The 24,112-nt window shown below is 69.6% G+C and carries 26 protein-coding genes and 1 riboswitch; of the genes, 23 read left to right on the top strand and 3 right to left on the bottom strand.

Translation table 11 applies throughout. From position 1 onward, the window contains the following. Positions 1–7: 7 nt before the first annotated feature. Positions 8–694: a transcriptional repressor LexA gene (lexA, locus tag ACFY5A_RS18350; protein WP_105672403.1), complete on the bottom strand. Its 687-nt coding sequence runs from the start codon at positions 692–694 to the stop codon at positions 8–10. 291 nt (positions 695–985) lie between these two features. Here lexA and ACFY5A_RS18355 point away from each other — a divergent pair, with 291 nt between their 5' ends. The 6 genes from ACFY5A_RS18355 (at position 986) to ACFY5A_RS18380 (ending at position 5,404) form a co-directional block, all read left to right on the top strand. After that, positions 986–1,348: a LysM peptidoglycan-binding domain-containing protein gene (locus ACFY5A_RS18355; protein ID WP_341941752.1), complete on the top strand. Its 363-nt coding sequence runs from the start codon at positions 986–988 to the stop codon at positions 1,346–1,348. A 93-nt stretch (positions 1,349–1,441) separates the two neighbouring features. Then, positions 1,442–2,536: a histidinol-phosphate transaminase gene (locus ACFY5A_RS18360; RefSeq protein ID WP_387236379.1), complete on the top strand. Its 1,095-nt coding sequence runs from the start codon at positions 1,442–1,444 to the stop codon at positions 2,534–2,536. Beyond that, complete coding sequence (gene hisB, locus ACFY5A_RS18365) at positions 2,533–3,144, top strand: imidazoleglycerol-phosphate dehydratase HisB (protein ID WP_105672400.1); 612 nt, start codon at positions 2,533–2,535, stop codon at positions 3,142–3,144. Before ACFY5A_RS18360 ends, hisB begins: the two co-directional genes overlap by 4 nt. Then, positions 3,141–3,776 (top strand): imidazole glycerol phosphate synthase subunit HisH, encoded by a 636-nt coding sequence (gene hisH / locus ACFY5A_RS18370; RefSeq protein WP_105672399.1) that lies wholly within the window; start codon positions 3,141–3,143, stop codon positions 3,774–3,776. The genes hisB and hisH overlap by 4 nt, the downstream gene beginning before the upstream one ends. Before the next feature lie 100 nt (positions 3,777–3,876). Continuing rightward, positions 3,877–4,623: a bifunctional 1-(5-phosphoribosyl)-5-((5-phosphoribosylamino)methylideneamino)imidazole-4-carboxamide isomerase/phosphoribosylanthranilate isomerase PriA gene (gene priA, locus ACFY5A_RS18375; RefSeq protein WP_105672398.1), complete on the top strand. Its 747-nt coding sequence runs from the start codon at positions 3,877–3,879 to the stop codon at positions 4,621–4,623. Further along, positions 4,607–5,404 carry an SseB family protein gene (locus ACFY5A_RS18380; RefSeq protein ID WP_387236383.1) on the top strand — a complete coding sequence of 266 codons (798 nt, stop codon included), beginning with the start codon at positions 4,607–4,609 and terminating at the stop codon, positions 5,402–5,404. The genes priA and ACFY5A_RS18380 overlap by 17 nt, the downstream gene beginning before the upstream one ends. Before the next feature lie 253 nt (positions 5,405–5,657). Here ACFY5A_RS18380 and ACFY5A_RS18385 read toward each other — a convergent pair whose 3' ends face one another. After that, positions 5,658–6,056 (bottom strand): DUF1844 domain-containing protein, encoded by a 399-nt coding sequence (locus ACFY5A_RS18385; protein WP_387236386.1) that lies wholly within the window; start codon positions 6,054–6,056, stop codon positions 5,658–5,660. A gap of 179 nt (positions 6,057–6,235) precedes the next feature. On the opposite strand from ACFY5A_RS18385, the gene infC reads away from it, so the two are divergent. The 3 genes from infC to rplT all read left to right on the top strand — a co-directional run bounded on the left by infC (position 6,236) and on the right by rplT (position 7,622). Next, positions 6,236–6,934, top strand: coding sequence for a translation initiation factor IF-3 (infC, locus tag ACFY5A_RS18390; RefSeq protein ID WP_374197869.1), 699 nt, complete (start codon positions 6,236–6,238; stop codon positions 6,932–6,934). A gap of 73 nt (positions 6,935–7,007) precedes the next feature. Further along, a complete protein-coding gene (gene rpmI / locus ACFY5A_RS18395; protein WP_060927878.1) occupies positions 7,008–7,202 on the top strand; it encodes a 50S ribosomal protein L35 in 195 nt (64 codons plus the stop codon). 33 nt (positions 7,203–7,235) lie between these two features. Then, positions 7,236–7,622 (top strand): 50S ribosomal protein L20, encoded by a 387-nt coding sequence (gene rplT / locus ACFY5A_RS18400; RefSeq protein WP_017202428.1) that lies wholly within the window; start codon positions 7,236–7,238, stop codon positions 7,620–7,622. 8 nt (positions 7,623–7,630) lie between these two features. Here the strand turns inward: rplT and ACFY5A_RS18405 are convergent, their stop codons facing one another. Continuing rightward, positions 7,631–8,083, bottom strand: coding sequence for a DUF2809 domain-containing protein (locus ACFY5A_RS18405; RefSeq protein WP_387236389.1), 453 nt, complete (start codon positions 8,081–8,083; stop codon positions 7,631–7,633). Positions 8,084–8,140: 57 nt separating this feature from the next. Between ACFY5A_RS18405 and ACFY5A_RS18410 the strand changes: the two genes are divergently transcribed. From ACFY5A_RS18410 to ACFY5A_RS18475, 14 genes are all read left to right on the top strand, one after another. Then, positions 8,141–8,953 carry an RNA methyltransferase gene (locus ACFY5A_RS18410; RefSeq protein ID WP_105672429.1) on the top strand — a complete coding sequence of 271 codons (813 nt, stop codon included), beginning with the start codon at positions 8,141–8,143 and terminating at the stop codon, positions 8,951–8,953. Positions 8,954–9,006: 53 nt separating this feature from the next. Continuing rightward, positions 9,007–9,675, top strand: a complete 669-nt coding sequence (locus ACFY5A_RS18415) for a response regulator transcription factor (protein ID WP_105672394.1) — start codon at positions 9,007–9,009, stop codon at positions 9,673–9,675. Between the two features lie 3 nt (positions 9,676–9,678). Then, entirely contained in the window at positions 9,679–11,055 is a 1,377-nt protein-coding gene (locus tag ACFY5A_RS18420; protein WP_341941756.1) for a HAMP domain-containing sensor histidine kinase, read from the top strand. Further along, positions 11,052–12,014 carry a TAXI family TRAP transporter solute-binding subunit gene (locus tag ACFY5A_RS18425; protein ID WP_341941757.1) on the top strand — a complete coding sequence of 321 codons (963 nt, stop codon included), beginning with the start codon at positions 11,052–11,054 and terminating at the stop codon, positions 12,012–12,014. The genes ACFY5A_RS18420 and ACFY5A_RS18425 overlap by 4 nt, the downstream gene beginning before the upstream one ends. A gap of 236 nt (positions 12,015–12,250) precedes the next feature. After that, on the top strand, positions 12,251–12,997 hold the full coding sequence (locus ACFY5A_RS18430) for an amino acid ABC transporter ATP-binding protein (RefSeq protein ID WP_105672391.1): 747 nt from the start codon (positions 12,251–12,253) through the stop codon (positions 12,995–12,997). Positions 12,998–13,037: 40 nt separating this feature from the next. Beyond that, positions 13,038–13,955, top strand: coding sequence for a glutamate ABC transporter substrate-binding protein (locus ACFY5A_RS18435; protein WP_387236394.1), 918 nt, complete (start codon positions 13,038–13,040; stop codon positions 13,953–13,955). An 80-nt stretch (positions 13,956–14,035) separates the two neighbouring features. After that, a complete protein-coding gene (locus ACFY5A_RS18440; RefSeq protein ID WP_341941759.1) occupies positions 14,036–14,683 on the top strand; it encodes an amino acid ABC transporter permease in 648 nt (215 codons plus the stop codon). Beyond that, entirely contained in the window at positions 14,680–15,606 is a 927-nt protein-coding gene (locus ACFY5A_RS18445; protein WP_387236397.1) for an amino acid ABC transporter permease, read from the top strand. The genes ACFY5A_RS18440 and ACFY5A_RS18445 overlap by 4 nt, the downstream gene beginning before the upstream one ends. A gap of 42 nt (positions 15,607–15,648) precedes the next feature. Continuing rightward, complete coding sequence (pheS, locus tag ACFY5A_RS18450) at positions 15,649–16,689, top strand: phenylalanine--tRNA ligase subunit alpha (RefSeq protein WP_386954562.1); 1,041 nt, start codon at positions 15,649–15,651, stop codon at positions 16,687–16,689. After that, the gene (pheT, locus tag ACFY5A_RS18455; protein ID WP_387236400.1) at positions 16,689–19,193 is read left to right on the top strand and encodes a phenylalanine--tRNA ligase subunit beta; all 2,505 of its coding nucleotides are present in this window, start codon (positions 16,689–16,691) and stop codon (positions 19,191–19,193) included. Before pheS ends, pheT begins: the two co-directional genes overlap by 1 nt. Positions 19,194–19,230: 37 nt before the next feature. Next, positions 19,231–19,947: a DUF402 domain-containing protein gene (locus tag ACFY5A_RS18460; protein WP_341941763.1), complete on the top strand. Its 717-nt coding sequence runs from the start codon at positions 19,231–19,233 to the stop codon at positions 19,945–19,947. Positions 19,948–20,029: 82 nt separating this feature from the next. Further along, positions 20,030–20,995, top strand: coding sequence for an NAD-dependent epimerase/dehydratase family protein (locus ACFY5A_RS18465; RefSeq protein WP_387236403.1), 966 nt, complete (start codon positions 20,030–20,032; stop codon positions 20,993–20,995). 23 nt (positions 20,996–21,018) lie between these two features. Then, positions 21,019–21,113, top strand: a riboswitch (TPP riboswitch). Continuing rightward, a complete protein-coding gene (gene thiM / locus ACFY5A_RS18470; protein ID WP_387236406.1) occupies positions 21,103–21,951 on the top strand; it encodes a hydroxyethylthiazole kinase in 849 nt (282 codons plus the stop codon). Its footprint overlaps the riboswitch before it by 11 nt. After that, the gene (locus ACFY5A_RS18475; RefSeq protein WP_387236409.1) at positions 21,948–24,086 is read left to right on the top strand and encodes a bifunctional hydroxymethylpyrimidine kinase/phosphomethylpyrimidine kinase; all 2,139 of its coding nucleotides are present in this window, start codon (positions 21,948–21,950) and stop codon (positions 24,084–24,086) included. The genes thiM and ACFY5A_RS18475 overlap by 4 nt, the downstream gene beginning before the upstream one ends. Positions 24,087–24,112 lie beyond the last annotated feature (26 nt).

Genomic DNA, 24,112 nt, shown 5'->3' on the forward strand with positions numbered 1-24,112 from the left:
GCCGTCGTCAGACCGCGCGCAGCACCGCGACGATCTTGCCGAGGATCACGGCCTCGTCGCCCAGGATGGGCTCGAAGGCGGAGTTGCGGGGGAGGAGCCAGGTGTGCCCGTCGCGGCGGCGGAGCACCTTGACCGTGGCCTCGCCGTCGAGCATGGCTGCGACGATCTCGCCGTTCTCCGCGCTGTGCTGCGAGCGGACCACGACCCAGTCGCCGTCGCAGATCGCGGCGTCGATCATCGACTCGCCCGACACCTTGAGCATGAACAGGTCGCCCTTGCCGACGAGCTGCCGGGGGAGCGGGAAGATCTCCTCGACCTGCTGATCCGCGGTGATCGGCACTCCGGCGGCGATGCGGCCCACCAGCGGCACGAGAGCGGCGTCTCCGACCGGGGTGGCGACGTCGGCGGGGTTCTCGCCGCTCGCGCCGGGGAGGTCGATGAGCACCTCCATGGCCCTGGTCTTGCCGGGGTCGCGGCGCAGATAGCCGCTGAGCTCCAGCTGTCCGAGCTGATGCGTGACGCTGGACAGCGACTTGAGACCGACGGCGTCGCCGATCTCGCGCATGCTCGGCGGATAGCCGTGCCGGCTGATCGAGTTCTGGATGACCTCGAGGATCGCCATCTGCTTGGGGCTGAGGCTCTTGCGGCGACGGGTGCGCGGCGCCTCGGTGTCGGGGGCGGAGTTCTCGCTCATCGTGCTCCTTTGTACGCGATTCCGGCGTCGCAGTTCGAATGTCGGAGGTCCGTGGTGGGGTATCCGTATCGAAACCGTATCCGAGAAACGGCCCGATCTGGAAGATCTGTTCGAGCGTGTCGGCAGATTCTCGAATCAGGTTTCGAAGAACGCTTGACAGATGTTCGAACTCGAAGATATCTTCGGTACGTAGCTTCGCATTCCTGACTCCCGGCCGAGTCCTGGATGCGAACGCTACGCCAACTTTCTCCGGCGGGGATGATCCGTCGGAGGGCAGAAAGGGAGCACGACATGAGCACCATCACCTTCGGAACCGCAGCAGTCCTTCCGGCACGTCCGGCCGCACGCCTGCGTCTGACGGTCCGCGGTCGCCGCGTGCTCCTCGGGCTCGCCTCGATCCCTCTCGCGGCGGGCATCGCCTTCGCCGCGCTCAGCGGTGGAAGCGCTGCGGCGTCCGGCGCTCACGTCGCGGCGGCGTCTTTCGAGACCGTCACGGTGATGCCGGGGGATACTCTCTGGTCGATCGCCACCACGGTCGCTCCCGACGCCGACCCTCGCGAGGTGATCGGCGAGATCAGTCGGCTCAACATGCTCACGGGCGGCGCACTGCAGATCGGCGACGAGCTCGCCATCCCCGCGCAGTACTCCGAGTGATCTCGGAGCGCGCGTCCTGCAAGCCCCTCGTGGGAGCGGTGCATGCGCAATGCGGCGTCACCCGGTGCATCATCGGCCTTCGCGCGTCCTAGCATGGGAAGGGTGACCGCATCACTCGCTGACCTCCCGCTTCGCGACGACCTCCGCGGATTGACTCCCTACGGAGCTCCGCAGGCCCCGCTTCCCATCGCGCTCAACGTCAACGAGAACACGCATCCCATTCCGGATGCCGTCGCCAGCGACATCCTCGACGACATCGCCGTGGCGCTGCGTGACATGAACCGCTACCCGGATCGAGAGTTCACGACTCTGCGCGAGGGCTTCGCCGAGTATCTCGGACACGGCCTCACTGCCGAGCAGATCTGGGCGGGCAACGGCTCGAACGAGGTGCTGCAGCACATCCTTCAGGCCTTCGGCGGTCCCGGACGCACGGCGTTCGGCTTCGCGCCCACGTACTCCATGTACCCGCTGATCGCTCAGGGCACCGGCGCGCGCTGGGTGGCGGGCGTCCGCGAGCCCGACTACACGATCACCGCGGAAGACGCTGCTGCTCAGGTGCGCGCTGTCGACCCCGACGTGATCCTGCTGTGCTCCCCGAACAACCCGACGGGCACGCCCCTCGGGCTCGATGTCGTCGAGGCCGTCTACGAGGCGGCCAGAGGCATCGTGATCGTCGACGAGGCGTATCAGGAGTTCGCACCGCGGGAGGCGGCATCCGCCCTCTCTCTCCTCGAGGGGCGTCCGCGTCTGGCGGTGTCGCGCACGATGAGCAAGGCGTTCGCCTTCGCGGGAGCGCGGGTGGGCTACCTGGCCGCCGATCCCGCGTTCATCGACGCGCTGCGCCTCGTGCGCCTGCCCTATCACCTGAGTGCCCTCACCCAGGCGGCGGCGATCGCCGCGCTGCGCAACGCCGACGTCATGCTCGGCATGGTCGACGAGATCGTCGAGCAGCGCGACCGCATCTCGGCGACCCTGGAAGCCCTCGGGTACACGCCGCACGAGTCCTGGTCGAACTTCGTCCTCTTCGGCGGCGTCGTCGACCCGAAGGCCACGTGGCAGCAGCTGTACGACAGGGGCGTGCTGATCCGCGACGTCGGCATCCCCGGCCACCTCCGCGTCACCGCGGGTACGGAGGCCGAGACCACGGCGTTCCTCGACGCCCTCGCCTCGATAGGATCGGCATCATGAGCACCCCCGCCCCGCGTACAGCCCGCCGCGTGCGCAGCACGTCGGAGTCCACGGTCGAGCTCGAGCTCAACCTCGACGGGACGGGTGTGAGCCGCATCGACACCTCGGTGCCGTTCTTCGACCACATGCTGACCGCGTTCGCGAAGCACTCCCTCACCGACCTCACGGTGCGGGCGTCCGGCGACACGAACATCGATGCGCACCACACCGTCGAGGACGTCTCGATCGTGCTCGGGCAGGCGATCCGCGAGGCGCTGGGCGACAAGTCCGGCATCTCCCGTTACGGCGACGCGCTGGTCCCTCTCGACGAGGCGCTCGCGCAGGCGGTCGTCGACATCTCCGGTCGCCCGTACCTCGTGCACGAGGGTGAGCCCACAGGATTCGAGTACCACCTCATCGGCGGTCACTTCACGGGCGCCCTCGTGCGGCACTCGTTCGAGGCGATCACGTTCAACGCCGGACTCACCGTGCACGTCCGCGTGCTGGGCGGCCGCGATCCTCACCACATCGCCGAGGCGGAGTACAAGGCCTTCGCGCGTGCCTTCCGCCAGGCGAAGGCCCTCGATCCGCTGGTCGACGGCGTCCCGTCCACCAAGGGCGCGCTATGAGCAGCGCGCCCACGGTCGCCGTCTTCGACTACGAGTCCGGCAACGTCCACTCCGCCGTCAAGGCACTCGTCGCCGCGGGAGCGGATGCTGTGCTCACCCGCGACAAGACGCAGGCGCTGGAGGCCGACGGCCTCGTGGTTCCTGGCGTCGGCGCATTCCAGGCCGTCCGCGACGCGCTGTTCGCCCACGGCGGTGACGAGATCATCGATCGTCGGCTCGCCGGCGGGCGCCCGGTGCTGGGCATCTGCGTCGGCATGCAGGTGCTGTTCTCCCACGGCGTCGAGCGCGGACACGACACCGAGGGCCTCGGCGAATGGCCGGGCGCGGTGACGGAGCTCAACGCGCCGGTCCTGCCGCACATGGGCTGGAACACGGTCGAGCCCGGCGCCGACAGCGTGCTGTTCCGCGGCATCGAGCAGGAGCGGTTCTACTTCGTGCACTCGTACGCGGCGCAGTCCTGGGAGCTCGACGTCATCCCTCCGTTCCCGCAGCCCGTGCTCACCTGGACGACGTACGGAGATCCCTTCCTCGCAGCCGTCGAGAACGGCCCGCTCTCGGCCACCCAGTTCCACCCGGAGAAGTCCGGAGACGCGGGCATCCAGCTGCTGCGCAACTGGGTCGGCAGCCTCTGACCTCCTCGATCGGCGTCACGCATTTGAACGAGCGCCGATTGCGAGGGTAACCTCGGTTCTCGTGCCTCTCATCGGCGCACTCCCACCACTCAAGGACGTCATGAACGACTTCGCGCAGTCTCCCTCCCTCACTCTGCTCCCGGCCGTCGATGTCGCGGGCGGCAAGGCCGTCCGCCTCACGCAGGGCGAGGCCGGCAGCGAGACCAGCTACGGCGATCCTCTCGACGCAGCGGGGGAGTGGGTGGCGCAGGGCGCGAAGTGGATCCACCTCGTCGACCTCGACGCCGCTTTCGGACGGGGGAGCAACGCCCCCATCCTGCGCAAGGTGATCAAGCAGTTCAAGAACGTCAACATCGAGCTCTCCGGCGGCATCCGCGACGACGCGACGCTGGAGGCGGCGCTCGAGAGCGGCGCCACGCGCATCAACCTCGGGACCGCGGCGCTGGAGAACCCCGAGTGGGCGGCAGACGTCATCGGCCGGTTCGGCGAGGCGATCGCGGTCGGCCTCGACGTGCGCGGCACGACCCTCGCGGCCCGCGGCTGGACGAAGGACGGCGGCGATCTCTGGGAGGTCCTGGATCGTCTCGAGGATGCCGGCTGCAGCCGCTACGTCGTGACCGACGTGACCAAGGACGGCACGCTCCGCGGACCGAACCTCGAGCTCCTGCGCGAGATGACCTCGCGCACCCCGAAGCCCGTCGTCGCCTCCGGCGGCATCGCGAACCTCGACGACATCGCCGCTCTCCGCGAGCTCGTGCCGCTGGGCGTCGAGGGCGCGATCGTCGGCAAGGCGCTGTATGCCGGCGCGTTCACGCTGGCCGAGGCTCTGGATGTCGCAGGAGACTGACGCGCACTCCTGCGGGCCCGAGTCGCACAATCACGGCGACTCCGCGGGCGTGCCGTGGGAGGGTCGCAGCTTCGAGCCGAATCCGCACGCCGCGGACGACGGCTCCGCCGACCCCGCGCTGCTCGAGGCGCTGCAGAGGTTCCGTGCGGGTGAGGGCGCGCAGACCGAGGTCATCGACGCCTTCCGCTCCGCGCGCGTGCTGATCCCCCTCGTCGCCGAGAAGGGCGATGAGGGCGTTGGTCCCACCGGCCTGGTCGTCGACAAGACGCAGGAGCTGTCGATCGTCACGGTCGCGGCCCCCGACGGCCGTCGCGTGCAGCCGGTGTTCTCCTCGGTCACCGCGATGCAGCGGTGGGATGCCACGGCCCGGCCCATCCCGGTCGAGGCCGTGCGCGCCGCGCTGGCGGCCTCCGCCGACGACACCGATCTGATCGTGCTGGACCCGACGTCCGACACGGAGTTCGTGATCCGCCGGCCCGCGGTGTGGGCGATCGCTCAGGGGCACGCGTGGGAGCCGAGCTTCCTCTCGCCGGAGGTGTTCGGTGCGCTCCAGGAGAGCGTCGCGCACGAGCTCGCGGTGATCGACGTCGCCGTCGCCGCGGGCGACCCGGACGCGAGGCTCCGCGGCCCTGAGCTCGTCGTGATCCTCGAGCTCGTCGACGGACTCGAGCGCGAGATGCTCGACGCGGTCCTCGCGCGTCTCGCCCAGCGCTGGTCCGCCGACGATCGCATCGCCGTGCTCGCCGACTCGCTCACCGTCAAGCTCCGCCGCTCCGCCTGACGACGAGCGGCACCTCGGTCGCGCGGTCCTCGCCGCGTTTCGTCTCGCTGCGCTCGCTCAACGCCCGGGGATTGCGTGTCGTCTCGCTGCGCTCGCTCAACGTCCGGGTTGCGGACTTCGACCCCAGCCGTTCGTCAACAGAACGTGAGGACGGAGGGATGTCTTGGTCAGGCAAATCGGGAGGGGCCCGCGAAGCGGGAGGGTCCCCGCTCTTCACCCGAACAGGGCAACCCGGAGCCCGCCCCCGAGAGGCCTAGTTGACCGGCCCCGTCCACTTCTCGCCCGGCCCCTTGCCGATCGGATCGGGGATGACGGAGGCCTCGCGGAAAGCGAGCTGCAGGGACCGCAGTCCGTCGCGCAGCGACCGCGCGTGCATGTCGCTGATCTCGGGGGCGCCGGCCGCGATGAGTCCGGCCAGCGCGTTGATGAGCTTGCGCGCCTCGTCGAGGTCGAGCTGCGCTGCGGCATCCGGGTCGTCGGCGAGGCCGAGCTTGACGGCCGCGGCGCTCATGAGGTGCACGGCCGCGGTCGTGATCACCTCGACGGCGGGGACGTCTGCGATGTCCCGGGTGGCGGATGACGCGGCCTCCTCCTGTCGGGCCCAGCGCTCTTCGCGCTCGCGTGCAGCCTCGTCCGATGCCTGGTTCGTCACTTCGCCTTGCCTTCTGTTAGACTTTGTCGGGCTCCGGAGCGTCATGCTCCGGCACGAAAGAGGATTCACTTCCCACCCGCGCTTGCCGTTCCAGGCTACCGGGTCTTGCACTCCACCGGATCGCATCGACAGATGCCGCCGGCAGACTGGGTGCGGAGCCGGCGTCTGAATGCCGGTGGGTGGGAGACGATTCTGATTTCGCCCGGATTGCGAACAGCATCCGGTGGCCGAAACCATCGTCTAAGGAGTTCCGCATCAGCGATCCCCGCACCAATGAGCGCATCCGCGTCCCCGAGGTCCGCCTCGTCGGCCCCGCGGGTGAGCAGATCGGCGTCGTCCGCATCGAGGCGGCGCTGCGCCTTGCGCAGGAAGCCGACCTCGACCTCGTCGAGGTCGCACCCAACTCGAAGCCGCCCGTGGTCAAGATCATGGACTACGGCAAGTTCAAGTACGAAGCCGCCCAGAAGGAGAAGGAAGCTCGCCGCAACCAGGCGAACACCATCCTCAAGGAGGTCCGCTTCCGCCTGAAGATCGAGGCGCACGACTACACGACGAAGCTCAAGCGCGCCGAGGGCTTCCTCAAGGCGGGCGACAAGGTCAAGGCCATGATCCTGTTCCGCGGTCGCGAGCAGTCGCGTCCCGAGCAGGGTGTCCGTCTTCTCCGCAAGTTCGCCGAGGACGTCGCCGAGCTCGGAACGGTCGAGTCCAACCCGACCATCGATGGACGCAACATGGTCATGATCGTGGCTCCGCTCAAGAGCAAGTCCGAGGCGAAGCAGGAGCAGAACGCCGTTCGCGACGCGCAGCGCGCAGCGAACAAGCAGGCGGCCCGCGAGGCCAAGACCGATGCTCCCGCCGAAGGCGCCGCAGCGGAGTAACTCCCGCCCCACATACTCCCGCACCGCGGGTTGACACCGTCGCCTGAGAAGGCGCCATACGAAGGAAGAGAAGATGCCGAAGCAGAAGACCCACTCGGGTGCTAAGAAGCGCTTCAAGATCACCGGCAGCGGCAAGCTGAAGAAGCAGCAGGCCGGGATGCGCCACAACCTCGAGCACAAGTCGAGCCGTCGCACCCGTCGCCTCAACCAGGACCAGGTTCTGTCGAAGGCAGACTTCAAGGTCGCGAAGAAGCTTCTCGGTCGCTGACGCGATCGAACGCACGAATAGGAACACAGGAAAATGGCAAGAGTCAAGCGGGCGGTAAACGCCCACAAGAAGCGTCGCGTCATCCTCGAGCGCGCCTCCGGCTACCGCGGTCAGCGTTCGCGCCTCTACCGTAAGGCCAAGGAGCAGGTCATCCACTCCCTGGTCTACTCGTACCGGGACCGTCGCAAGCGCAAGGGCGACTTCCGTCGTCTGTGGATCCAGCGCATCAACGCCGCTGCCCGCCAGAACGGCATGACCTACAACCGCTTCATCCAGGGCCTCGGCCTCGCGGGTGTCACGGTCGACCGTCGCATGCTCGCCGACCTCGCGGTCAACGACGCTGCGACCTTCACCACGCTGGTGGAGACGGCGAAGAAGGCTCTGCCCTCCGACGTCAACGCTCCGAAGTCGGCTGCGTAAGCACCTCTTCACACAGGGCGCTCTCCTTCGGGAGGGCGCCCTGTGGCGTTTCCGGGAGCGCGTGAGCCCCGACGACGCGCCATGGTCTCGTCGACAACGGCGGCCGCGATGACGGCGACGGCGTAGACGACGAGGTCGCGCGGGTCGAAGCCGGCTCCCAGCACCAGGCCGATCGGGGGGAACTCCGTCGCCCAGAGGCGGGGGAGCCCGGTGAGCTGGAGCAGCTCGATCCCCGCGCAGATCGTGAAGGCGATGAGGGCCGGCCGCAACGGTCGCGCACGGGGGGCGACGACGGCCGCGAGCAGATAGATGAGCACGGCGTAGAGCGCATCGCCGACGACATCTCCGATGGGGCCCGAGGCCGACCGGTGCACGAGCAGCCCCAGTCCCACGGTCGCGGCGGCGAGCACCGCGAGCACGAGCCGTCGGCGGATCGGCGTCGGGGCGGCATCCGTCATCATGCACGCACCTTATCCGGATGGCGCGAGAAGGACCTCCACGTTCCCTAGACTGTGATCGTGCTGGAGAACCCCCGGTCCCCCCGAGTCCGTGCCGTCGCGAAGCTGACCAAGCGCAGCGCGCGAACAGAGACAGGGCTGTACCTCCTCGAGGGCCCGCAGGCCGTGCGCGAGGCGCTGACCTACCGACCCGAGACGATCGTCGAGCTCTTCGCGACCCCGACGGGGTGGGACAAGCATCCGGACATCAGGGCGAAGGCGGTGGATGCCGACGTCGACGTCGAGTACGTCACCGAGTACGTCCTCAACGCCATGGCCGACACCGTGACCCCTCAGGGGCTCGTCGCGGTCGTCCAGCAGACGCCGACGTCGGTGCGTGACGTCTTCGCGTCGTCGCCTCGTCTCGTCGCGATCTGCGAGGAGGTGCGCGACCCGGGCAATCTCGGCACGATCATCAGGGCAGCGGATGCCGCCGGAGCCGATGCCGTCGTGCTCACCGGCCGCACCGTCGACCCGTACAACCCCAAGGTCGTCCGCGCGACCACGGGGTCGCTGTTCCACCTGCCCGTGTCGGTCGCGGGCGATCTCGCCGAGGTCGTGGAGCGGGCGCACGACGCCGGGCTCCGCATCCTCGCCGCAGATGTGAAGGGCGACGACCTCCTCGCCGCCCGCGCGGAGGGCGTGCTCGCCGAGCCGACGGCCTGGCTGTTCGGCAACGAGGCCCGCGGTCTCGAGGACAGCGCGCTGGAACTCGCCGACCGCGTCCTCAAGCTCCCGATCTTCGGTCGTGCCGAGTCGCTGAACCTCGCGACCGCCGCCAGCGTGTGCCTGTACGAGAGCGCCTTCGCGCAGCGCGCAGCCGTGGCAGACTGATCCGGATGGAGCGGCAGGGCGCCGTTCCCGCCTGACGTGGGGACAGGGGGCCGATGCGAGTTCTGATCGTCGAGGACGACGCCGGCGTCGCGAAGGCTCTCGATGCGTTCCTGAGCCGCTCCGGATACGCCACGGTCCGGGCGGCGACCGGTCAGGAGGCGTTGGACGCCCTTGGAGCCGACACCGAGGTCGTGCTGCTCGATCTCGGCCTCCCCGATGTCGACGGCATCGACCTCTGCCGCCGGATCCGAGCGCGCACGGACGTGCCGATCATCGTCGTGACGGCTCGCAGTCAGGTCGACGAGCGCATCAGGGGGCTCAGGGCGGGAGCCGACGACTTCGTCGTGAAGCCCTACGACATCCAGGAGCTGCTGGCCAGGATCGAGGCGGTCACCCGCAGGACCCGGCCCGCGAGAGTCGAGTCGGAGGAGATCGTGCGCCTGCACGGGGGCGCCGTCGAGGTCGACTTCGTCAAGCGCCAGCTGCGGGTGCGCGCCGATCCGGTCGATCTCACCAAGAAGGAGTTCGACATCATCGCCGTGCTGGCGAGATACCCCGGTGTCGCGGTGCCGCGGGACCGGCTGATCAGAGAGGTCTGGAACACCGACTGGCACGGCTTCAGCCACTCGCTCGAGGTGCACGTGGGCGCGGTCAGGCGCAAGGTCGCAGTGCCGCTCATCGAAACCGTCCGCGGAGTCGGCTATCGGCTGATCGGCGGCTGACCCATGCGGAACCGCCTCGTCATCGTCTTCCTCGTGCCCCTGATCGCGATCGTCCTCGCACTCAGCGGAGCGTACGCCTGGAGCGCGGCGCGCAGCGTGCAGCAGTCCTTCTACAGCGATCAGTTCGGCGACCTCACCTACTTCGTGACCAGTGCGCGGCAGTCGCTGCGCGCCGACACCCCCGCGGTGCTCGAGGGCGAGGTCCGCAGGTTCCAGGACGTGTACGGCATCCGCGTGGTGGTCGTCGACGTGTCGGGTGAGGTGTGGGCGGCGAGCGGTCCGGATTCGGCGGTGCTGGAGGAGGCGGAGTCCGAACGGGTGCAGCTCGCCCTCAGCGGGCGTCGCTCTGAGCCGCCGGAGCCCACCTTCCCCCTGATCGACAACGATGCGGTCATGGCCGAGCCGGTCTTCGACGACAGCGACGTGATCGGCGTCGTGCTGATCTCGTCGAGCACCGATTCGCCGAGGTCGGAGATCCTGCAGCACTGGTTCGTGCTGTCTCTCATCGTGATCGCGACGATCCTCGCCGGGCTGCTGCTCGTGTTCGGGCTGGCGAACTGGGTCCTGGCGCCGGTGCGCCGACTCGATCAGGCGATGGTCGCGATCGAGCGCGGCGAGATGGACGCCAGGGTCTCCGAAGACACGGGGCCGCCAGAGCTGCGTCGCATGACGGTGCTCTTCAACAGCATGGCCGCCGAGATCGAACGCGTGCTCGCCCGTCAGCAGGAGTTCGCCCTGAACGCCTCGCACGAGCTGCGCAATCCGCTGAACGCCCTGCTCCTGAGGGTCGAGCACCTGATGACGGGGCTCGGTCGCGAGTGGCGAGAGGACATCGAGGAGACGAGGGAGGAGGGACGGCGGATGACGCGGATCCTGGAGACCCTCCTGAGCCTCGCGAAGGGCGGCCGAGGCGATGCGAGCTTCGCCGCCGTCGACCTCGCCGGGCTCGCGCGACGCCGAGCGGAGGCCTGGCGGGAGGTGGCCGGCCGTCGCTCGGTGACCGTGGAGGTGACCGGCGATCGGGCCGTGCCGACGATGGCGGACAGGACGGTGCTGGAGAGCGCTCTGGACGCGGTGATCGACAACGCCGTGAAGTACTCGCCCGAGGGCGGTCGCATCGAGGTCCGCGCCGTCGCGGCTGACGGTCGCACGGGGATCGCCGTGCGCGACAACGGCCCCGGTCTCGAGGCGTCCGAGGTCGGAAGCGCGACCGAGCGGTTCTGGCGCAGCTCCGAGACGGGGACCGTGAGCGGATCCGGCCTCGGGCTCGCGATCGCCACCGACCTCCTCGCCTCGATCGGCGGAGAGCTGAGCGTGGAGGCGCCGGACGACGGGGGGCTGCTCGTGTCGCTGTGGATCCCGGACGGAGCCGTCCGATGAGGAGAGGCCTGCGCGGAGTCGTCGCGCTGATCGCCGCTGCAGCCGTCGCCGTCGGCGTCGGCGGCTGCAGCGCGCCGAGCGACGAGTGGAGCACGAGCAGCACCGTGATCGCCGGGGGGAGCACGACGGGCGTCTACTACGACTACGGGGAGCATCTCGCGGGAGAGCTCTCCACCCGCCTCGGGACTCCCGTGACCGTCGCGGAGACCAACGGCTCGGTGGACAACCTGCTGCGCATCGCCTCCGGACGGGCCGTCGTCGGGTTCGCGCAGGGGGATGCCGCGGCCGACGCCGTCGCCGGGACCGGGGTGTTCCAGGAGCCCCTCGCCGTGAAGGCCGTGGCGCGGCTCTACGACGAGTATCTGCACATCGTGGTGCGCGCCGACTCCCGCATCGACGATGTGCGTGACCTCGCCGGCATGCGCATCTCCCTGGGCGCCGAGAACTCGGGCGTGCACGTGATCGCCACGAGGCTCCTCGAGGCCGCGGGGGTGGATGCCACGACGATCAGCGACCCGCAGCTCGGACTCGCCGAGTCCATCGACGCCATGCAGGGCTCGGACATCGACGGCTTCTTCTGGGTGGGCGGCCTGCCCACTCCGGGGATCGCCCAGCTCGCGGAGAACACTCCCGTGCGGCTGCTCCCGGTGGAGCAGGCCTGGGTCAACAGCGTGAACGCGAGCCACTCAGGAGCGTATCGACCAGCCGACATCCCGGCCGGCACCTACGGCATCGAGGAGCCGACGCTGACGATGGCGGTCCCGAACTTCCTGATGACCGCCACGGACACGCCGGATGCCGTGGTGGAGGACATCGTCTCCACCCTCTTCGACGCCCGCTCCCGCATCGCTCAGGAGGTGCCGGTCGCCGCGCGACTGGACCGGAGGCAGGCGATCTTCACCGAGCCCGTCGAGCTGCATCCGGGTGCGCTGACGTACTACCGGGACACCAGGAACTGAGCCGCGGAGCGCCGCACGCGCGTCGTTCTGTGTCCGTTGGGTAACACCCGTGTTACGAGCCTCAAGAAACCCTCAAGAAGTCTGACACCGCTCGTCGCGCTCTGCCATCGTGAGGTCGGTCGCGCACGATTCGATGGAGAACTCAGACGCCCGTGGGGACGGGTGGCGCGCATGAGCTCTCTGGGAGAGCACCCCCGATCGAGCACCGCTGACCACCCTGCGAGTTTGGAGAACACATGACCTCTGGTAACGCCCTTGTGGTGGTCGAGAACGTGCAGAAGCACTACGGCGACTTCCAGGCGCTGACCGACATCGACCTCACGGTCGATCAGGGCGAGGTCGTCGTCGTGATCGGGCCCTCCGGCTCCGGCAAGTCGACGCTCTGCCGCACGATCAACCGCCTGGAGACGATCACGAGCGGCAGCATCCGCATCGACGGCAAGGAGCTGCCCGCCGAGGGCAAGGGGCTCGCGACCCTCCGCGCCGACGTCGGCATGGTCTTCCAGTCGTTCAACCTCTTCGCGCACCTGACGATCCTGGAGAACGTGACGCTCGGGCCCATCAAGGTCCGCGGGATCAAGAAGGCCGACGCCGAGAAGGAGGCGATGGAGCTCCTGGAGCGTGTCGGCGTGGCCAAGCAGGCCTCGAAGCTCCCCGCGCAGCTCTCCGGCGGTCAGCAGCAGCGCGTGGCCATCGCCCGTGCGCTGGCGATGCATCCGAAGGTGATGCTGTTCGACGAGCCGACCAGCGCGCTGGACCCCGAGATGATCAACGAGGTGCTCGACGTCATGATCGAGCTCGCCCAGCAGGGCATGACGATGATCGTCGTCACGCACGAGATGGGATTCGCCCGCAAGGCCGCCCACCGCGTCGTCTTCATGGCCGACGGGCGCATCGTCGAGGAGGCGACGCCGGAGGAGTTCTTCACGAACCCGAAGAGCGACCGCGCCAAGGACTTCCTCTCGAAGCTCCTCACCCACTGACCTTTCCACCCTGCACACACAGCACACGAAGGAGACGCACATGCGACGCACACGGACACTGGCAGGAATCGGGATCGCGGCGGCTGCGCTGCTCGCGCTGACGGCCTGCAACAGCGGCACCCCGACCAGCACCGGAACCGGCGGAGGCACCGAGGAGGAGCCGTCGACGAGCAGCACGCCGTGGACGGTGGCGACCGACGTCAAGATCGACGGCAGCCCGACGTTCGACAGGATCTCGTCCTCCGGCACGGTCAAGGTCGGCGTCAAGGAGGACCAGCCCGGTCTCGGCTACCTCGACCCGGTGACGGGGGAGCGCACCGGCTTCGACGTCGACATCGCCCGCTGGATGGCGGCATCCCTCGGCGTCGACCCCGAGAAGATCGAGTTCCAGGCGATCGCGTCGGCGAACCGCGAGCAGGCGATCGTGAACGGTGACATCGACTATTATGTCGGCACCTACTCGATCACCGACAAGCGCAAGGAGCAGATCTCCTTCGCCGGCCCGTACTTCGTCACCGGGCAGGGCCTCCTCGTCGCCTCCGACAGCAAGATCAAGAGCGTCGACGACCTGAGCTCGTCGACGACGGTGTGCTCCGCGACCGGCTCGACGCCGATCCAGAACATCAAGACGAACTACCCTGAGGTTCCGACCAAGGAGTACGACACGTACTCGAAGTGCGTGGAGGACCTGAAGAACGGGCAGGTGGATGCCGTCACCACCGACGAGGCCATCCTCATCGGCTACGCGGCGCAGGCCCCCGACAAGATCAAGGTCGTCGGCAAGCCGTTCAGCGAGGAGCGCTACGGCATCGGCGTCGCCAAGGGCGACACCGCACTGGTGGAGTACTTCAACACGCAGCTGACCGATGGCGGCGACGTCTGGCAGCAGATCTTCGACAACAACCTCGGCGCATCCGGGGTCAAGGCGACTCAGCCCAAGATCGACCCGGTCGGCTGAGTTCCCGCGGGCGGCCGATATCCTCGGCCGCCCGCTGATCGGCAGGGGCAGCACGAGCACACGAATCGACAGGAGCAGCAGTGGGAGTCATTACAGACAACCTCGATCTCTGGGGAGAAGCACTGGGGGGCACGATCGTGCTGTTCCTGGGCGGTGGGCTCATCGCCCTGGTGCTCGGGCTGGTCGTAGGAGCAGCGAGGGTGTCCCCGGTGCCGATCGCACGGGCGGTCGGCGGCGTGTACGTGAACTGGATTCGCAACACGCCGCTGACCCTCGTGATGTTCTTCTTCGCATTCTGCCTGCCGATCCTCGTAGGCGAGCGGATGAACTACACGTTGCTCGCCATCGTCGCGCTCGGCGTCTACACCGCCACCTATGTCGCCGAAGCACTCCGGGCCGGCATCAACACGGTCCCGGTCGGGCAGGCGGAGGCGGCGCGGGCGATCGGCCTGAACTTCGGGCAGGTCATGCGGTTCGTCGTGCTGCCGCAGGCTACGCGTTCTGTCGTGCCTCCCATGATGAGCGTGCTCATCGCCCTCATGAAGAACACCACGGTCGCGGCCGGCTTCTCGGTCGTCAATCTCGGCACGATCCGCGCGTCACTCAGTGAGGTGGGTGAGAACGCGCTGGTGGTTCTGCTCTGGGTCATGGTGGTCTTCGTGGCACTGGTCCTGCTGCTCGGCTGGCTGCAGCGCTACCTCGAGAACAAGTGGAGGATCGCTCGATGAGCTCTGTACTCTTTGACGTCCCTGGACCCAGGGCGATCGCCCGGAACCGGATCATCGGCGTCCTCACCGTACTCGTCGTTCTCGCCGCTCTCGGCTGGGTGACATGGCGGCTCTACGTCACCGGGCAGTTCAGCGCGGAGAAGTGGAACATCTTCACCTTCTCCGCGGTCTGGGTGCGGTTCGGGCAGGGTCTGCTCAGCACCCTCGGAGCTTTCGCCGCGGCGGGCGTCGGATCGCTCGTCTTCGGTTTCATCCTCGGCATCGGGCGTCTCTCCGACCATGCCTGGGTGCGTGAGCCGGTCAGATGGATCATCGAGGTGTTGCGAGCTGTTCCGGTGCTCGTTCTCATGATGCTGCTGTACTACGGTCTTCCCGTGATCGGCGTGAAGATGCCGCCGTACTTCGCCGTCGTGATCGCATTGATCGTCTACAACGGGTCCGTGCTCGCCGAGGTGCTGCGCACCGGCGTCGAGTCGCTCCCGAGGGGGCAGCGGGAGGCCGGTTACGCCATCGGCCTGCGCAAGAGCGGTGTGATGCAGCTGGTCCTGTTGCCGCAGGCCATTCGCGCGATGATGCCTGTGATCATCGCTCAGCTCGTCGTCGCGCTGAAGGACACCGCACTCGGGTTCATCATCACGTATCAGGAGCTGCTGTATGTGATCAACCAGATCGGCAACCAGGCGCCCTACGGATCTCCACTGATCCAGGCCGCTATGGTCGGCGGCTCGATGTACGTGGCGGTCTGTCTCGTGCTCTCCTACATCGCCTACCGGCTCCAGCGCCGCGCGAAGCGCTCGCCGAAGCAGGTCGCGGTCGCGCACAACGCGGCCGCAGACGACGAGTCGACGATGACCGAGGTGATCGCACTGCAGAGCCGGGCCGGGAAGCACGACGGGAGCAACTCCGGCGCCCAAGGTCTGTGAGCCGCACGGCGCGGCGGCGTGCCCCCGGTAGACTCGACTCTCGTGTCTGAGTCTCCAGAGATCACCCCAGAAGCGGTCGAAGCCGCCGTCGCCGCAGCCCTCGAGGCCATCGGGGCGGCGCGCGACACCACCGAGCTGAAGGCGGCCCGCGCCGCACACGTCGCCGAGGGGTCGCCGCTCGCGGTCCTGAACGCGTCCATGCGGCAGGTCGCCCCCGAGAACAAGGCGGCGTTCGGCAAGCTGGTCGGCCAGGGCCGCGGCCAGGTCACCCAGGCGCTCGCCGCCAAGGAGGCCGAGCTCGCCGAGGCCGAGGTCGCCGCTCGGCTCGAATCGGAGCGCGTCGACATCACCGCCGTGCCGTCCCGCACGCGCGTCGGCGCCCGGCATCCGCTCACCCTGCTCAGCGAGCAGATCTCCGACATCTTCGTCGGCATGGGGTGGGAGATCGCGGAAGGCCCCGAGCTCGAGCACGAGTGGTTCAACTTCGACGCCCTGAACTTCGACGTCGACCACCCGGCGCGCCAGGAGCAGGACACGTTCTACGTCGACCCGGCCTCGCGTCACCTCGTCATGCGCACCCACACGAGCCCCGTGCAGGTGCGGTCCATGCTCGACCGCGACGTGCCGATCTACGTGCTCTGCCCCGGCCGTGTGTACCGCACCGACGAGTTCGACGCGACGCACCTGCCGGTGTTCACGCAGTTCGAGGGCCTCGTCGTCGACAAGGGCATCTCGATGGCGCACCTCAAGGGCACGCTCGACCACGTCGCGCGTCAGCTCTTCGGACCGGAGGCCAAGACGCGTTTCCGCACGAACTTCTTCCCCTTCACCGAGCCCTCCGCAGAACTCGACCTGTGGCACCCGACCTTCAAGGGCGGCGCGCGCTGGATCGAGTGGGGCGGCTGCGGCATGATCAACCCGAACGTGCTCCGGGCGGCGGGCATCGACCCCGACGTCTACAGCGGCTTCGCCTTCGGCATGGGCGTCGAACGCGGGCTCATGTTCCGCAGCGACGTGCAGGACATGCGCGACATGGCAGAGGGCGATATCCGATTCAGCGAGCAGTACGGGATGGTGGTGTGATGCGCGTCCCGCTTTCGTGGCTGCGTGAGTACGTCGATCTGGCAGCGGATGCCACGCCCGAGGACGTCCTCGCGGCGATGGTGCGCGTCGGCTTCGAGGAGGAGGATGTCCACCGCTTCGACATCACCGGTCCCGTCGTCGTCGGACAGGTCGTCTCGCTCGAGGGCGAGCCGCAGTCGAACGGCAAGACGATCAACTGGTGCCAGGTCGACGTGGGCGAGGCGAACGGCGGCATCCGCGGGATCGTCTGCGGTGCGCACAACTTCGTCGCCGGCGACAAGGTGATCGTGACGCTTCCGGGTGCCGTGCTGCCCGGTCCATTCCCGATCGCGGCGCGCAAGACCTACGGACACGTGTCCGACGGCATGATCGCGTCGGCGCGCGAGCTCGGCCTGGGTGATGAGCACAACGGCATCGTCGTGCTCTCCGACCTCGGCATCGATGCGCCCGTCGGCGCCGACGCGATCGCGCTCCTCGGCCTCGATGACGTCGCCGTCGACATCAACGTCACCCCCGACCGCGGTTACGCCTTCTCGCTCCGCGGAGTGGCTCGCGAGTACTCGCACGCGACGGGGGCGGCGTTCCGCGACCCCGCCGAGCGCGACTTCGCCGAGCTTCAGCCGGGCACCGGTCACACCGCGATCATCGACGACCAGGCTCCCGTGCGCGGACGCGTCGGTGCGAGCGAGTTCGTCACCCGCGTGGTGCGCGGGGTCGACCCGTCGCGTCCGACGCCGCCCTGGATGATCGCGCGTCTGACCCTCGCCGGCATGCGCTCCCTCGGCGTGCTCATCGACATCACGAACTACGTGATGCTCGAGCTCGGCCAGCCCCTCCACGGCTACGACCTCGACGCCCTGAGCGGCGGCATCACCGTGCGCCGCGCCTCCGCGGGCGAGAAGATCACGACGCTCGACGGCCAGGAGCGCACGCTCGACGCCTCTGACCTGCTGATCACCGACGACTCGGGCCCCATCGGCATCGCCGGGGTCATGGGCGGCGGCACGACTGAGATGACGGAGACCACGCGCAACGTCCTCATCGAGGCGGCGACGTTCGACCCGGTCACGATCGCGCGCTCGGCACGTCGTCACAAGCTGCCCAGCGAGGCATCCAAGCGCTTCGAGCGGGGCGTCGACCCGCTGATCCCGTTCGTCGCGGCCCGCCGCGCCGCCGACCTCATGGTCGAGCTCGCCGGCGGCACGCTCACCGAGGAGGGTGGCGCGCTGTTCGCCGAGGTCTTCGTCGGCGAGATCGACCTGCCCGCGGGCTTCGTCGAGGGGCTCATCGGCGTGGACTACACGGATGCCGAGATCTCGGGCGCGCTCGAGACGATCGGCGCCGAGGTCACCGCGACCGACGCCGGCTGGACGGTCATTCCGCCCACCTGGCGCCCCGACCTCACGGACAAGTGGACGCTGGCCGAGGAGGTCGCGCGCATCCACGGGCTCGACCGCATCCCGTCGGTGCTGCCCACGCCGCCCTCCGGCCGCGGACTCACCGCGCACCAGCAGGGTCGCCGCCGCGTCGCGAACGCGCTCGCATCCGCAGGACTCGTCGAGACGTCCGCGTTCCCGTTCACGAACGAGGCGCAGAACGATCTGCACGGCTCCGCCGCGGGCGAGCACCTGCCCAGCATCCGCCTGGCGAACGCCCTCGACGGCCAGGCGCCGTACCTGCGACGCTCGCTGATCCCCGGACTGCTGCAGATCGCGCATCGCAACATCTCGCGCGGCTTCACGGACCTCGCGATCTTCGAGACCGGCGTCGTCTTCCTGCCCGAACCCGGCGTTGTCTACGGCACCGACGAGGTGCCGCCGCTCGGCGTGCGTCCGTCGGACGAGACGCTCGCAGAGCTGAACGCGTCGATCCCGCCGCAGCACCGTCACGTCGCGGCGCTGTTCACGGGCAACGTGTCGGCGCGCCAGCCTGGCCGAGCGGCCGAGGCGGCCGGTCTTTCCGAGGCCCTCGACGCCGTGCGCGTGATCGCCGCGGCGGCGGGCGTCGAGATCGACGTGGTGCAGACGCAGCGCGCCGCGCTCCACCCCGGCCGTGCCGGTGCGCTCCGCATCGGGGATGTGGAGGTCGGCTACGTCGGCGAGCTGCACCCGGCGGTCTCCGAGGACGCCGACCTGCCCGGTCGCGCGACGGTGCTCGAGCTCGATCTCGACGGCATCCTCTCGCTCGCCGGGGGAGGAACGGTCGCGGCCTCGCTGTCGACCTTCCCCGCGGCGACGCAGGACGTCTCGCTCACGGTGCCCGCGGAGGTCCCCGCTGGGGATGTCCGTGCCGCTCTCATCGAAGGGGCGGGGCCCATGCTCGAGTCCCTGCGCCTGGTCGACGACTACCGCGGCGAGGGCGTTCCCGAGGGGTCCAAGAGCCTCACGTTCGCGCTGCGCTTCCGCGCCGACGACCGCACGCTGACCGCGGCGGAGGCCACGGAGGCCAAGCTCGCCGGTGTCGCGGTCGCGGCGGAACGGTTCGGCGCCGCGCTGCGCGACTGAGCCCGGTTCCGGTACGGCGCCGGGGTAGCGTGTCGGGATGAGCATCCTCCCGCACAGCACCCCGGCGGCCGTTCCCGAGGGCGTCCGCCCGCTCGGCGATGGTCCGTTCCTCGCGCCCGGAGAGCAGATCGACTGGCACTACCGGGCGCCCGGCTGGCAGCCGGGAGACCCCTCGACGATCAGCCCCATGCGCGTCGTGCGCGACGATGAGCGCGGGCTCGTGGCCTGGCTCGCCTCCGGCACGCTGCAGGAGGCTCAGGGGACGGTCACGGGCGAGCGCGTGCGCTCGATCCCGCTGGAGCGGCGCTGGCTCGACGGCCGCACGAGGATCGTCGAGGCATGGTGGGGCGGCGGCAGCCTGCGCATCGCTCCGGCCGGAGCACCCTGGTCGGTGTGCCTGTTCTGGACGCACGCGGATGACGGCGACTGGCGCTTCGACGGCTGGTACGTGAATCTGGAGAACGCCCATCTGCGCACCGACCGCGACACCTACTCCTCGGATCACATCCTCGACGTCTGGATCGCGGCGGACCGCACGGTTCATCTCAAGGACGAAGACGAGGTCGCCGCGGCGATCGTGCAGGGTCGCCTCACCCGCGAGCAGGCCGCGCAGATCGAGAGGCATGCGGATGCCGCGATCCAGTCCTTCCACGACGGCGACTGGCCCTTCGACCCGGAGTGGGTCGCGTGGCGCCCCGACCCGACGTGGACCCTCCCCGAGCTTCGCGGCCTGGAGGAGCTGCGGCGCCCTTGAGGTCGGCTCCGCTGCGGTGTCTGTGCTCTGCTCTGGGCGGAACGGGCTTCCGCGCGGAAGCGGATGCTGATGACATGGACGCATGACGACTGCTCTGATCCTCGGCGGAACCGGCTGGCTCTCCGGGCGCATCGCGCGACGGCTGATCGACGACGGCGTCGAGGTCACGTGCCTCGCCCGTGGCACACGCACGGGGCCGAGCGGGGCTGCTCTCGTGCGGGCGGACCGGGATGATCCCGACGCGTACGCGGAGGCGGCCGTGCGTGACTGGGACCGTGTGATCGACATCTCCTCCCGTGCCGACCATGTCGTCGCCGCCGTCGCGGCGCTCGGAGACAGAGCCGCACGCTGGACGTACGTCTCGTCGATGTCCGCCTACTCCGACGACGTCACGGTCGGCGCCGACGAGTCCGCTCCGCTGCACATCGCCGCGGAACCGGGGGATGAGTACGAGTACGGTCCGCAGAAGGTCGCCGCGGAGGACGCGGTTCGCACGCTCGCAGACCGGACGCTCATCGTGCGCCCCGGACTCATCGTCGGCGCGGGCGACCCCAGCGATCGCTTCGGATACTGGGCCGCGGCGTTCGACCGCGCGGGCGACGGCACGGTGCTGCTGCCACCGACCGAGGGGCGCACGACGCAGGTGATCGACGTCGATGACCTCGCGGCGTACGTGGCCGCCACGACGTCGACCGGTGCGGTGAACACGGTCGGCGACGAGCATGCGCTCGGCGAGGTGCTCGCACTGTTCCGCGCGGCGGCGGGGCACGACGGCGACACGGTGTCCGCCGAGGAGGAGTGGCTCGTGGAGCACGGTGTCGAGTACTGGATGGGGGAGCGCTCGCTGCCGCTGTGGCTGCCGGCGGAGATGACCGGTTTCATGACGCGCTCGAACGCCGCCTATCGTTCCGACGGCGGGACGCTGCGTCCGCTCGGGGACACCGTGGACGCGGTTCTCGCGGACGAACGAGCACGCGGCGTCGACCGCGAGCGGCGCGCGGGGCTCACCCGGGCCCAGGAGCTGGAGCTGCTCGCCGAGCTCGGGTGATCCGCGCTCTTCGCTAGACTGCGAGCAGTGACACGGGGTGCCGCATCCGCGGCTGAGAACAGACCCGTCGAACCTGATCTAGTTAGCACTAGCGAAGGGAATGTCGCATGAGCGATCTTCTGCGTCCTGCATCCGCCTCCGACCTCGTCTCCGAGGCCGCCACGCTGCTGGGGGTGCTGCGAGAGACGCCTCCTCTCACGCACTGCATCACCAACGCCGTCGTCACCGGGTTCACGGCCAACGTGCTCCTCGCCGTCGGCGCGGCCCCCGCGATGGTCGACATCGTCGGCGAGGCCGGGATGTTCGCCGGCGTCGCCTCCGGCCTGCTCGTGAATCTCGGCACGCCGAACCCCGAGCAGCGAGCGGCGAGCCTGGAGGCGGCGGCCGGAGCCGCGGCGTCCGGCACGCCCTGGGTGCTCGACCCCGTCGCCATCGGCGCGCTCCCGGTGCGCACGGCGCTGGCGCAGGAGCTCGTGGCGCTGCGCCCGACGGCTATCCGCGGCAACGCCTCGGAGATCCTGGCACTGGCCGGTCTCAGCGCAGGCGGTCGAGGGGTCGACGCCACCGACACCACGGATGCCGCCGCCGACGCCGCGGTCGCGCTCTCCTCGCGCTTCGGCAGCATCGTCGCGGTGTCGGGGCCGGTGGACCTGATCACCGACGGGGAGCGCGTGCTGCGGCTCGCGAACGGGCACGAGCTGCTCACCAGGGTCACGGGAGGCGGCTGCGCTCTCGGCGCCGTCATGGCTGCGTTCCTCGGGGCCGCACGGACCACGGGAGCCGATGCGCTCACGGCGGTCGCCTCGGCCAGCCTCGTCTACACGATCGCCGCCGAGCGCGCCGCTGCGGCATCCGCAGGCCCGGGCAGCTTCGCGGTCGCACTGCTCGATGCGCTCGCCGCCGTGCACCCTGACGATCTCGCCGGAGCGGCGCGCGTCGAGGGTGGCGCGCTGTGATCGCCGACCTCTCCCTGTACCTCGTCACCGATCCGGGGCTGTGCGGAGAACGCGGCGTCGTCGAGACCGTGCGGATGGCCGTCGACGGGGGAGTGCGCATCGTGCAGCTGCGCGACAAGCGGGCGACGGACGCCGAGACGACCGCGCAGCTCGTCGAGCTCTCCCGGGTGATCGACGGTCGAGCGCTCCTCGTCGTGAACGATCGTCTCGACGCCGCGCTCGCCGCTCGTACCGCGGGCGCCCGCGTCGACGGCGTGCACCTCGGACAGGGGGACTCCTCGGTGCTGCGCGCCCGTGCCGCACTCGGCCCCGACGCCCTCATCGGTCTCACCGCGAACAGCCCTGAGCACCTCGCCGCACTCGGAGAGCTGCCGGAGGGCACAGTGGACTACCTCGGCGTCGGCGTCATCCGACCGACCAGCACCAAGCCCGACCATCCGCCGGCACTCGGCATCGAGGGCTTCGCGGCGGTGGCTGCGGCCACTCCGCTGCCGTGCGTGGCGATCGGCGGCGTCGGCATCGACGACGCCGAGCCCCTGCGCGAGGCGGGCGCCGCCGGTCTCGCGGTCGTGTCGGCCCTGTGCGCCGCCGATGATCCGGCAGCGGCGGCGCGAGGATTCCTCCGCCGCTGGCGTGCAGCGGGGGTGCCGCGTGTGCTCAGCATCGCCGGCAGCGACCCGTCGGGAGGGGCGGGCATCCAGGCGGACCTGAAGTCGATCGCGGCGAACGGGGGATACGGCATGGCCGTCCTCACCGCTCTCACCGCGCAGAACACGCAGGGCGTCAGCGCCGTGCACGTGCCGCCGACGGAGTTCCTGCGCGCGCAGCTCGACGCGATCTCCGCCGACATCGTCGTGGACGCCGTGAAGATCGGCATGCTCGCCGACGCGGAGGTCATCGGCGCCGTGGCTGACTGGCTCGACCGGGTGCGCCCGCCGATCGTCGTGATCGATCCCGTCATGGTCGCCACCAGCGGGGACCGCCTGCTCGACGCGGCGGCCGAGCACGCGCTGCGCGGACTGCTGAGCCGTGCCGACGTCGTCACCCCCAATCTCACCGAGCTCGCCGTGCTCACCTCCCGTCGGATCACAGGTTGGGAGGAGGCACTCGCCGCGGCGGAGGAGCTGTCGGCCGAGATCGGCGCCCAGGTGCTCGTCAAGGGCGGGCACCTCACCGGTGCGGAGACCCCAGACGCGCTGATCGGCGCCGGGGTGCGGCGCGAGTTCTCCGGCGCCCGCATCGACACCCCGCACACGCACGGCACCGGCTGCTCGCTGTCCTCCGCGCTGGCTACGCTGCTCGCGCGGGGGGAGAGCCCGGCGGATGCCGTCGCCGGAGCGCGCACCTGGCTGCGGGAGGCGCTGCGTGAGAGCCATGCGCTCCGTGTCGGACGCGGACACGGCCCGGTGCACCACTTCGCAGGCCTCTGGTCCCGCGGTGGTCTCGACACCCGACCCACCCCCGGTGAGGTCCGCGCGGACTGGTGGGAGGGCATCTCCGGCATCCGTTCCGGCATCGACGAGCTCCCGTTCATCCGTGCCCTCGCCGACGGCACGCTGGATCGCGATGCCTTCGTGTTCTACCTCGCGCAGGACGCGCTGTACTTGCGGGAGTACGCCAGAGTGCTGGCGGAGGCGTCCCGCCTGGCGCCGTCGTCGGCGGAGCAGGCGTTCTGGGCGGAGTCCGCACACGGGGCGATCGTCGGGGAGCTCGAGCTGCACGCCTCCTGGCTGACCCCCGCGACGGGCGTCGGCCAGGAGACGTTCGCCGCCGCGCCCGCCCCGACCACGACGGCCTACCTCGATCACCTGCGCTCCGTCGCCTTCGGGGGCGACTATGCCGAGCTCATCGCGGCGATCCTGCCCTGCTTCTGGCTCTACACCGACCTCGGTCGGCGTCTGCACGCGGGGGAGTTCGGGGAGTACGCCCGCGATCCACGGCATCCGTACGCGTCCTGGCTCGCGACCTACGCCGACCCCGGTTTCGAAGCCGCGACGGAGACGGCGATCGCGTACGTGTCGCGGGCCGCGGCGGCATCGTCGCCCTCGCGCAGAGGGAGGATGCTCCGCGCCTTCGAGATCGCGAGCGCGCACGAGCTCGCCTTCTTCGCCGCGCCGATCCCGCAGGGCGTGTGACGCGCAGGATTTGCGGATGCCGCGGC

It is taken from the genome of Microbacterium sp. NPDC012755 (genome assembly GCF_042901325.1).
GTDB lineage: Bacteria > Actinomycetota > Actinomycetes > Actinomycetales > Microbacteriaceae > Microbacterium > Microbacterium natoriense.

Coding starts and splice junctions, on each gene's coding strand:
- ACFY5A_RS18430 (WP_105672391.1), top strand. CDS start 12,251: ATGACCTCTGGTAACGCCCTTGTGGTGGTCGAGAACGTGCAGAAGCAC.
- ACFY5A_RS18355 (WP_341941752.1), top strand. CDS start 986: ATGAGCACCATCACCTTCGGAACCGCAGCAGTCCTTCCGGCACGTCCG.
- pheT (WP_387236400.1), top strand. CDS start 16,689: ATGCGCGTCCCGCTTTCGTGGCTGCGTGAGTACGTCGATCTGGCAGCG.
- ACFY5A_RS18415 (WP_105672394.1), top strand. CDS start 9,007: ATGCGAGTTCTGATCGTCGAGGACGACGCCGGCGTCGCGAAGGCTCTC.
- priA (WP_105672398.1), top strand. CDS start 3,877: ATGAACGACTTCGCGCAGTCTCCCTCCCTCACTCTGCTCCCGGCCGTC.
- rpmI (WP_060927878.1), top strand. CDS start 7,008: ATGCCGAAGCAGAAGACCCACTCGGGTGCTAAGAAGCGCTTCAAGATC.
- ACFY5A_RS18425 (WP_341941757.1), top strand. CDS start 11,052: ATGAGGAGAGGCCTGCGCGGAGTCGTCGCGCTGATCGCCGCTGCAGCC.
- ACFY5A_RS18465 (WP_387236403.1), top strand. CDS start 20,030: ATGACGACTGCTCTGATCCTCGGCGGAACCGGCTGGCTCTCCGGGCGC.
- ACFY5A_RS18460 (WP_341941763.1), top strand. CDS start 19,231: ATGAGCATCCTCCCGCACAGCACCCCGGCGGCCGTTCCCGAGGGCGTC.
- ACFY5A_RS18445 (WP_387236397.1), top strand. CDS start 14,680: ATGAGCTCTGTACTCTTTGACGTCCCTGGACCCAGGGCGATCGCCCGG.
- rplT (WP_017202428.1), top strand. CDS start 7,236: ATGGCAAGAGTCAAGCGGGCGGTAAACGCCCACAAGAAGCGTCGCGTC.
- ACFY5A_RS18435 (WP_387236394.1), top strand. CDS start 13,038: ATGCGACGCACACGGACACTGGCAGGAATCGGGATCGCGGCGGCTGCG.
- thiM (WP_387236406.1), top strand. CDS start 21,103: ATGAGCGATCTTCTGCGTCCTGCATCCGCCTCCGACCTCGTCTCCGAG.
- ACFY5A_RS18405 (WP_387236389.1), bottom strand. CDS start 8,083: ATGATGACGGATGCCGCCCCGACGCCGATCCGCCGACGGCTCGTGCTC.
- hisH (WP_105672399.1), top strand. CDS start 3,141: ATGAGCAGCGCGCCCACGGTCGCCGTCTTCGACTACGAGTCCGGCAAC.
- ACFY5A_RS18380 (WP_387236383.1), top strand. CDS start 4,607: ATGTCGCAGGAGACTGACGCGCACTCCTGCGGGCCCGAGTCGCACAAT.
- ACFY5A_RS18420 (WP_341941756.1), top strand. CDS start 9,679: ATGCGGAACCGCCTCGTCATCGTCTTCCTCGTGCCCCTGATCGCGATC.
- hisB (WP_105672400.1), top strand. CDS start 2,533: ATGAGCACCCCCGCCCCGCGTACAGCCCGCCGCGTGCGCAGCACGTCG.
- ACFY5A_RS18360 (WP_387236379.1), top strand. CDS start 1,442: ATGGGAAGGGTGACCGCATCACTCGCTGACCTCCCGCTTCGCGACGAC.
- lexA (WP_105672403.1), bottom strand. CDS start 694: ATGAGCGAGAACTCCGCCCCCGACACCGAGGCGCCGCGCACCCGTCGC.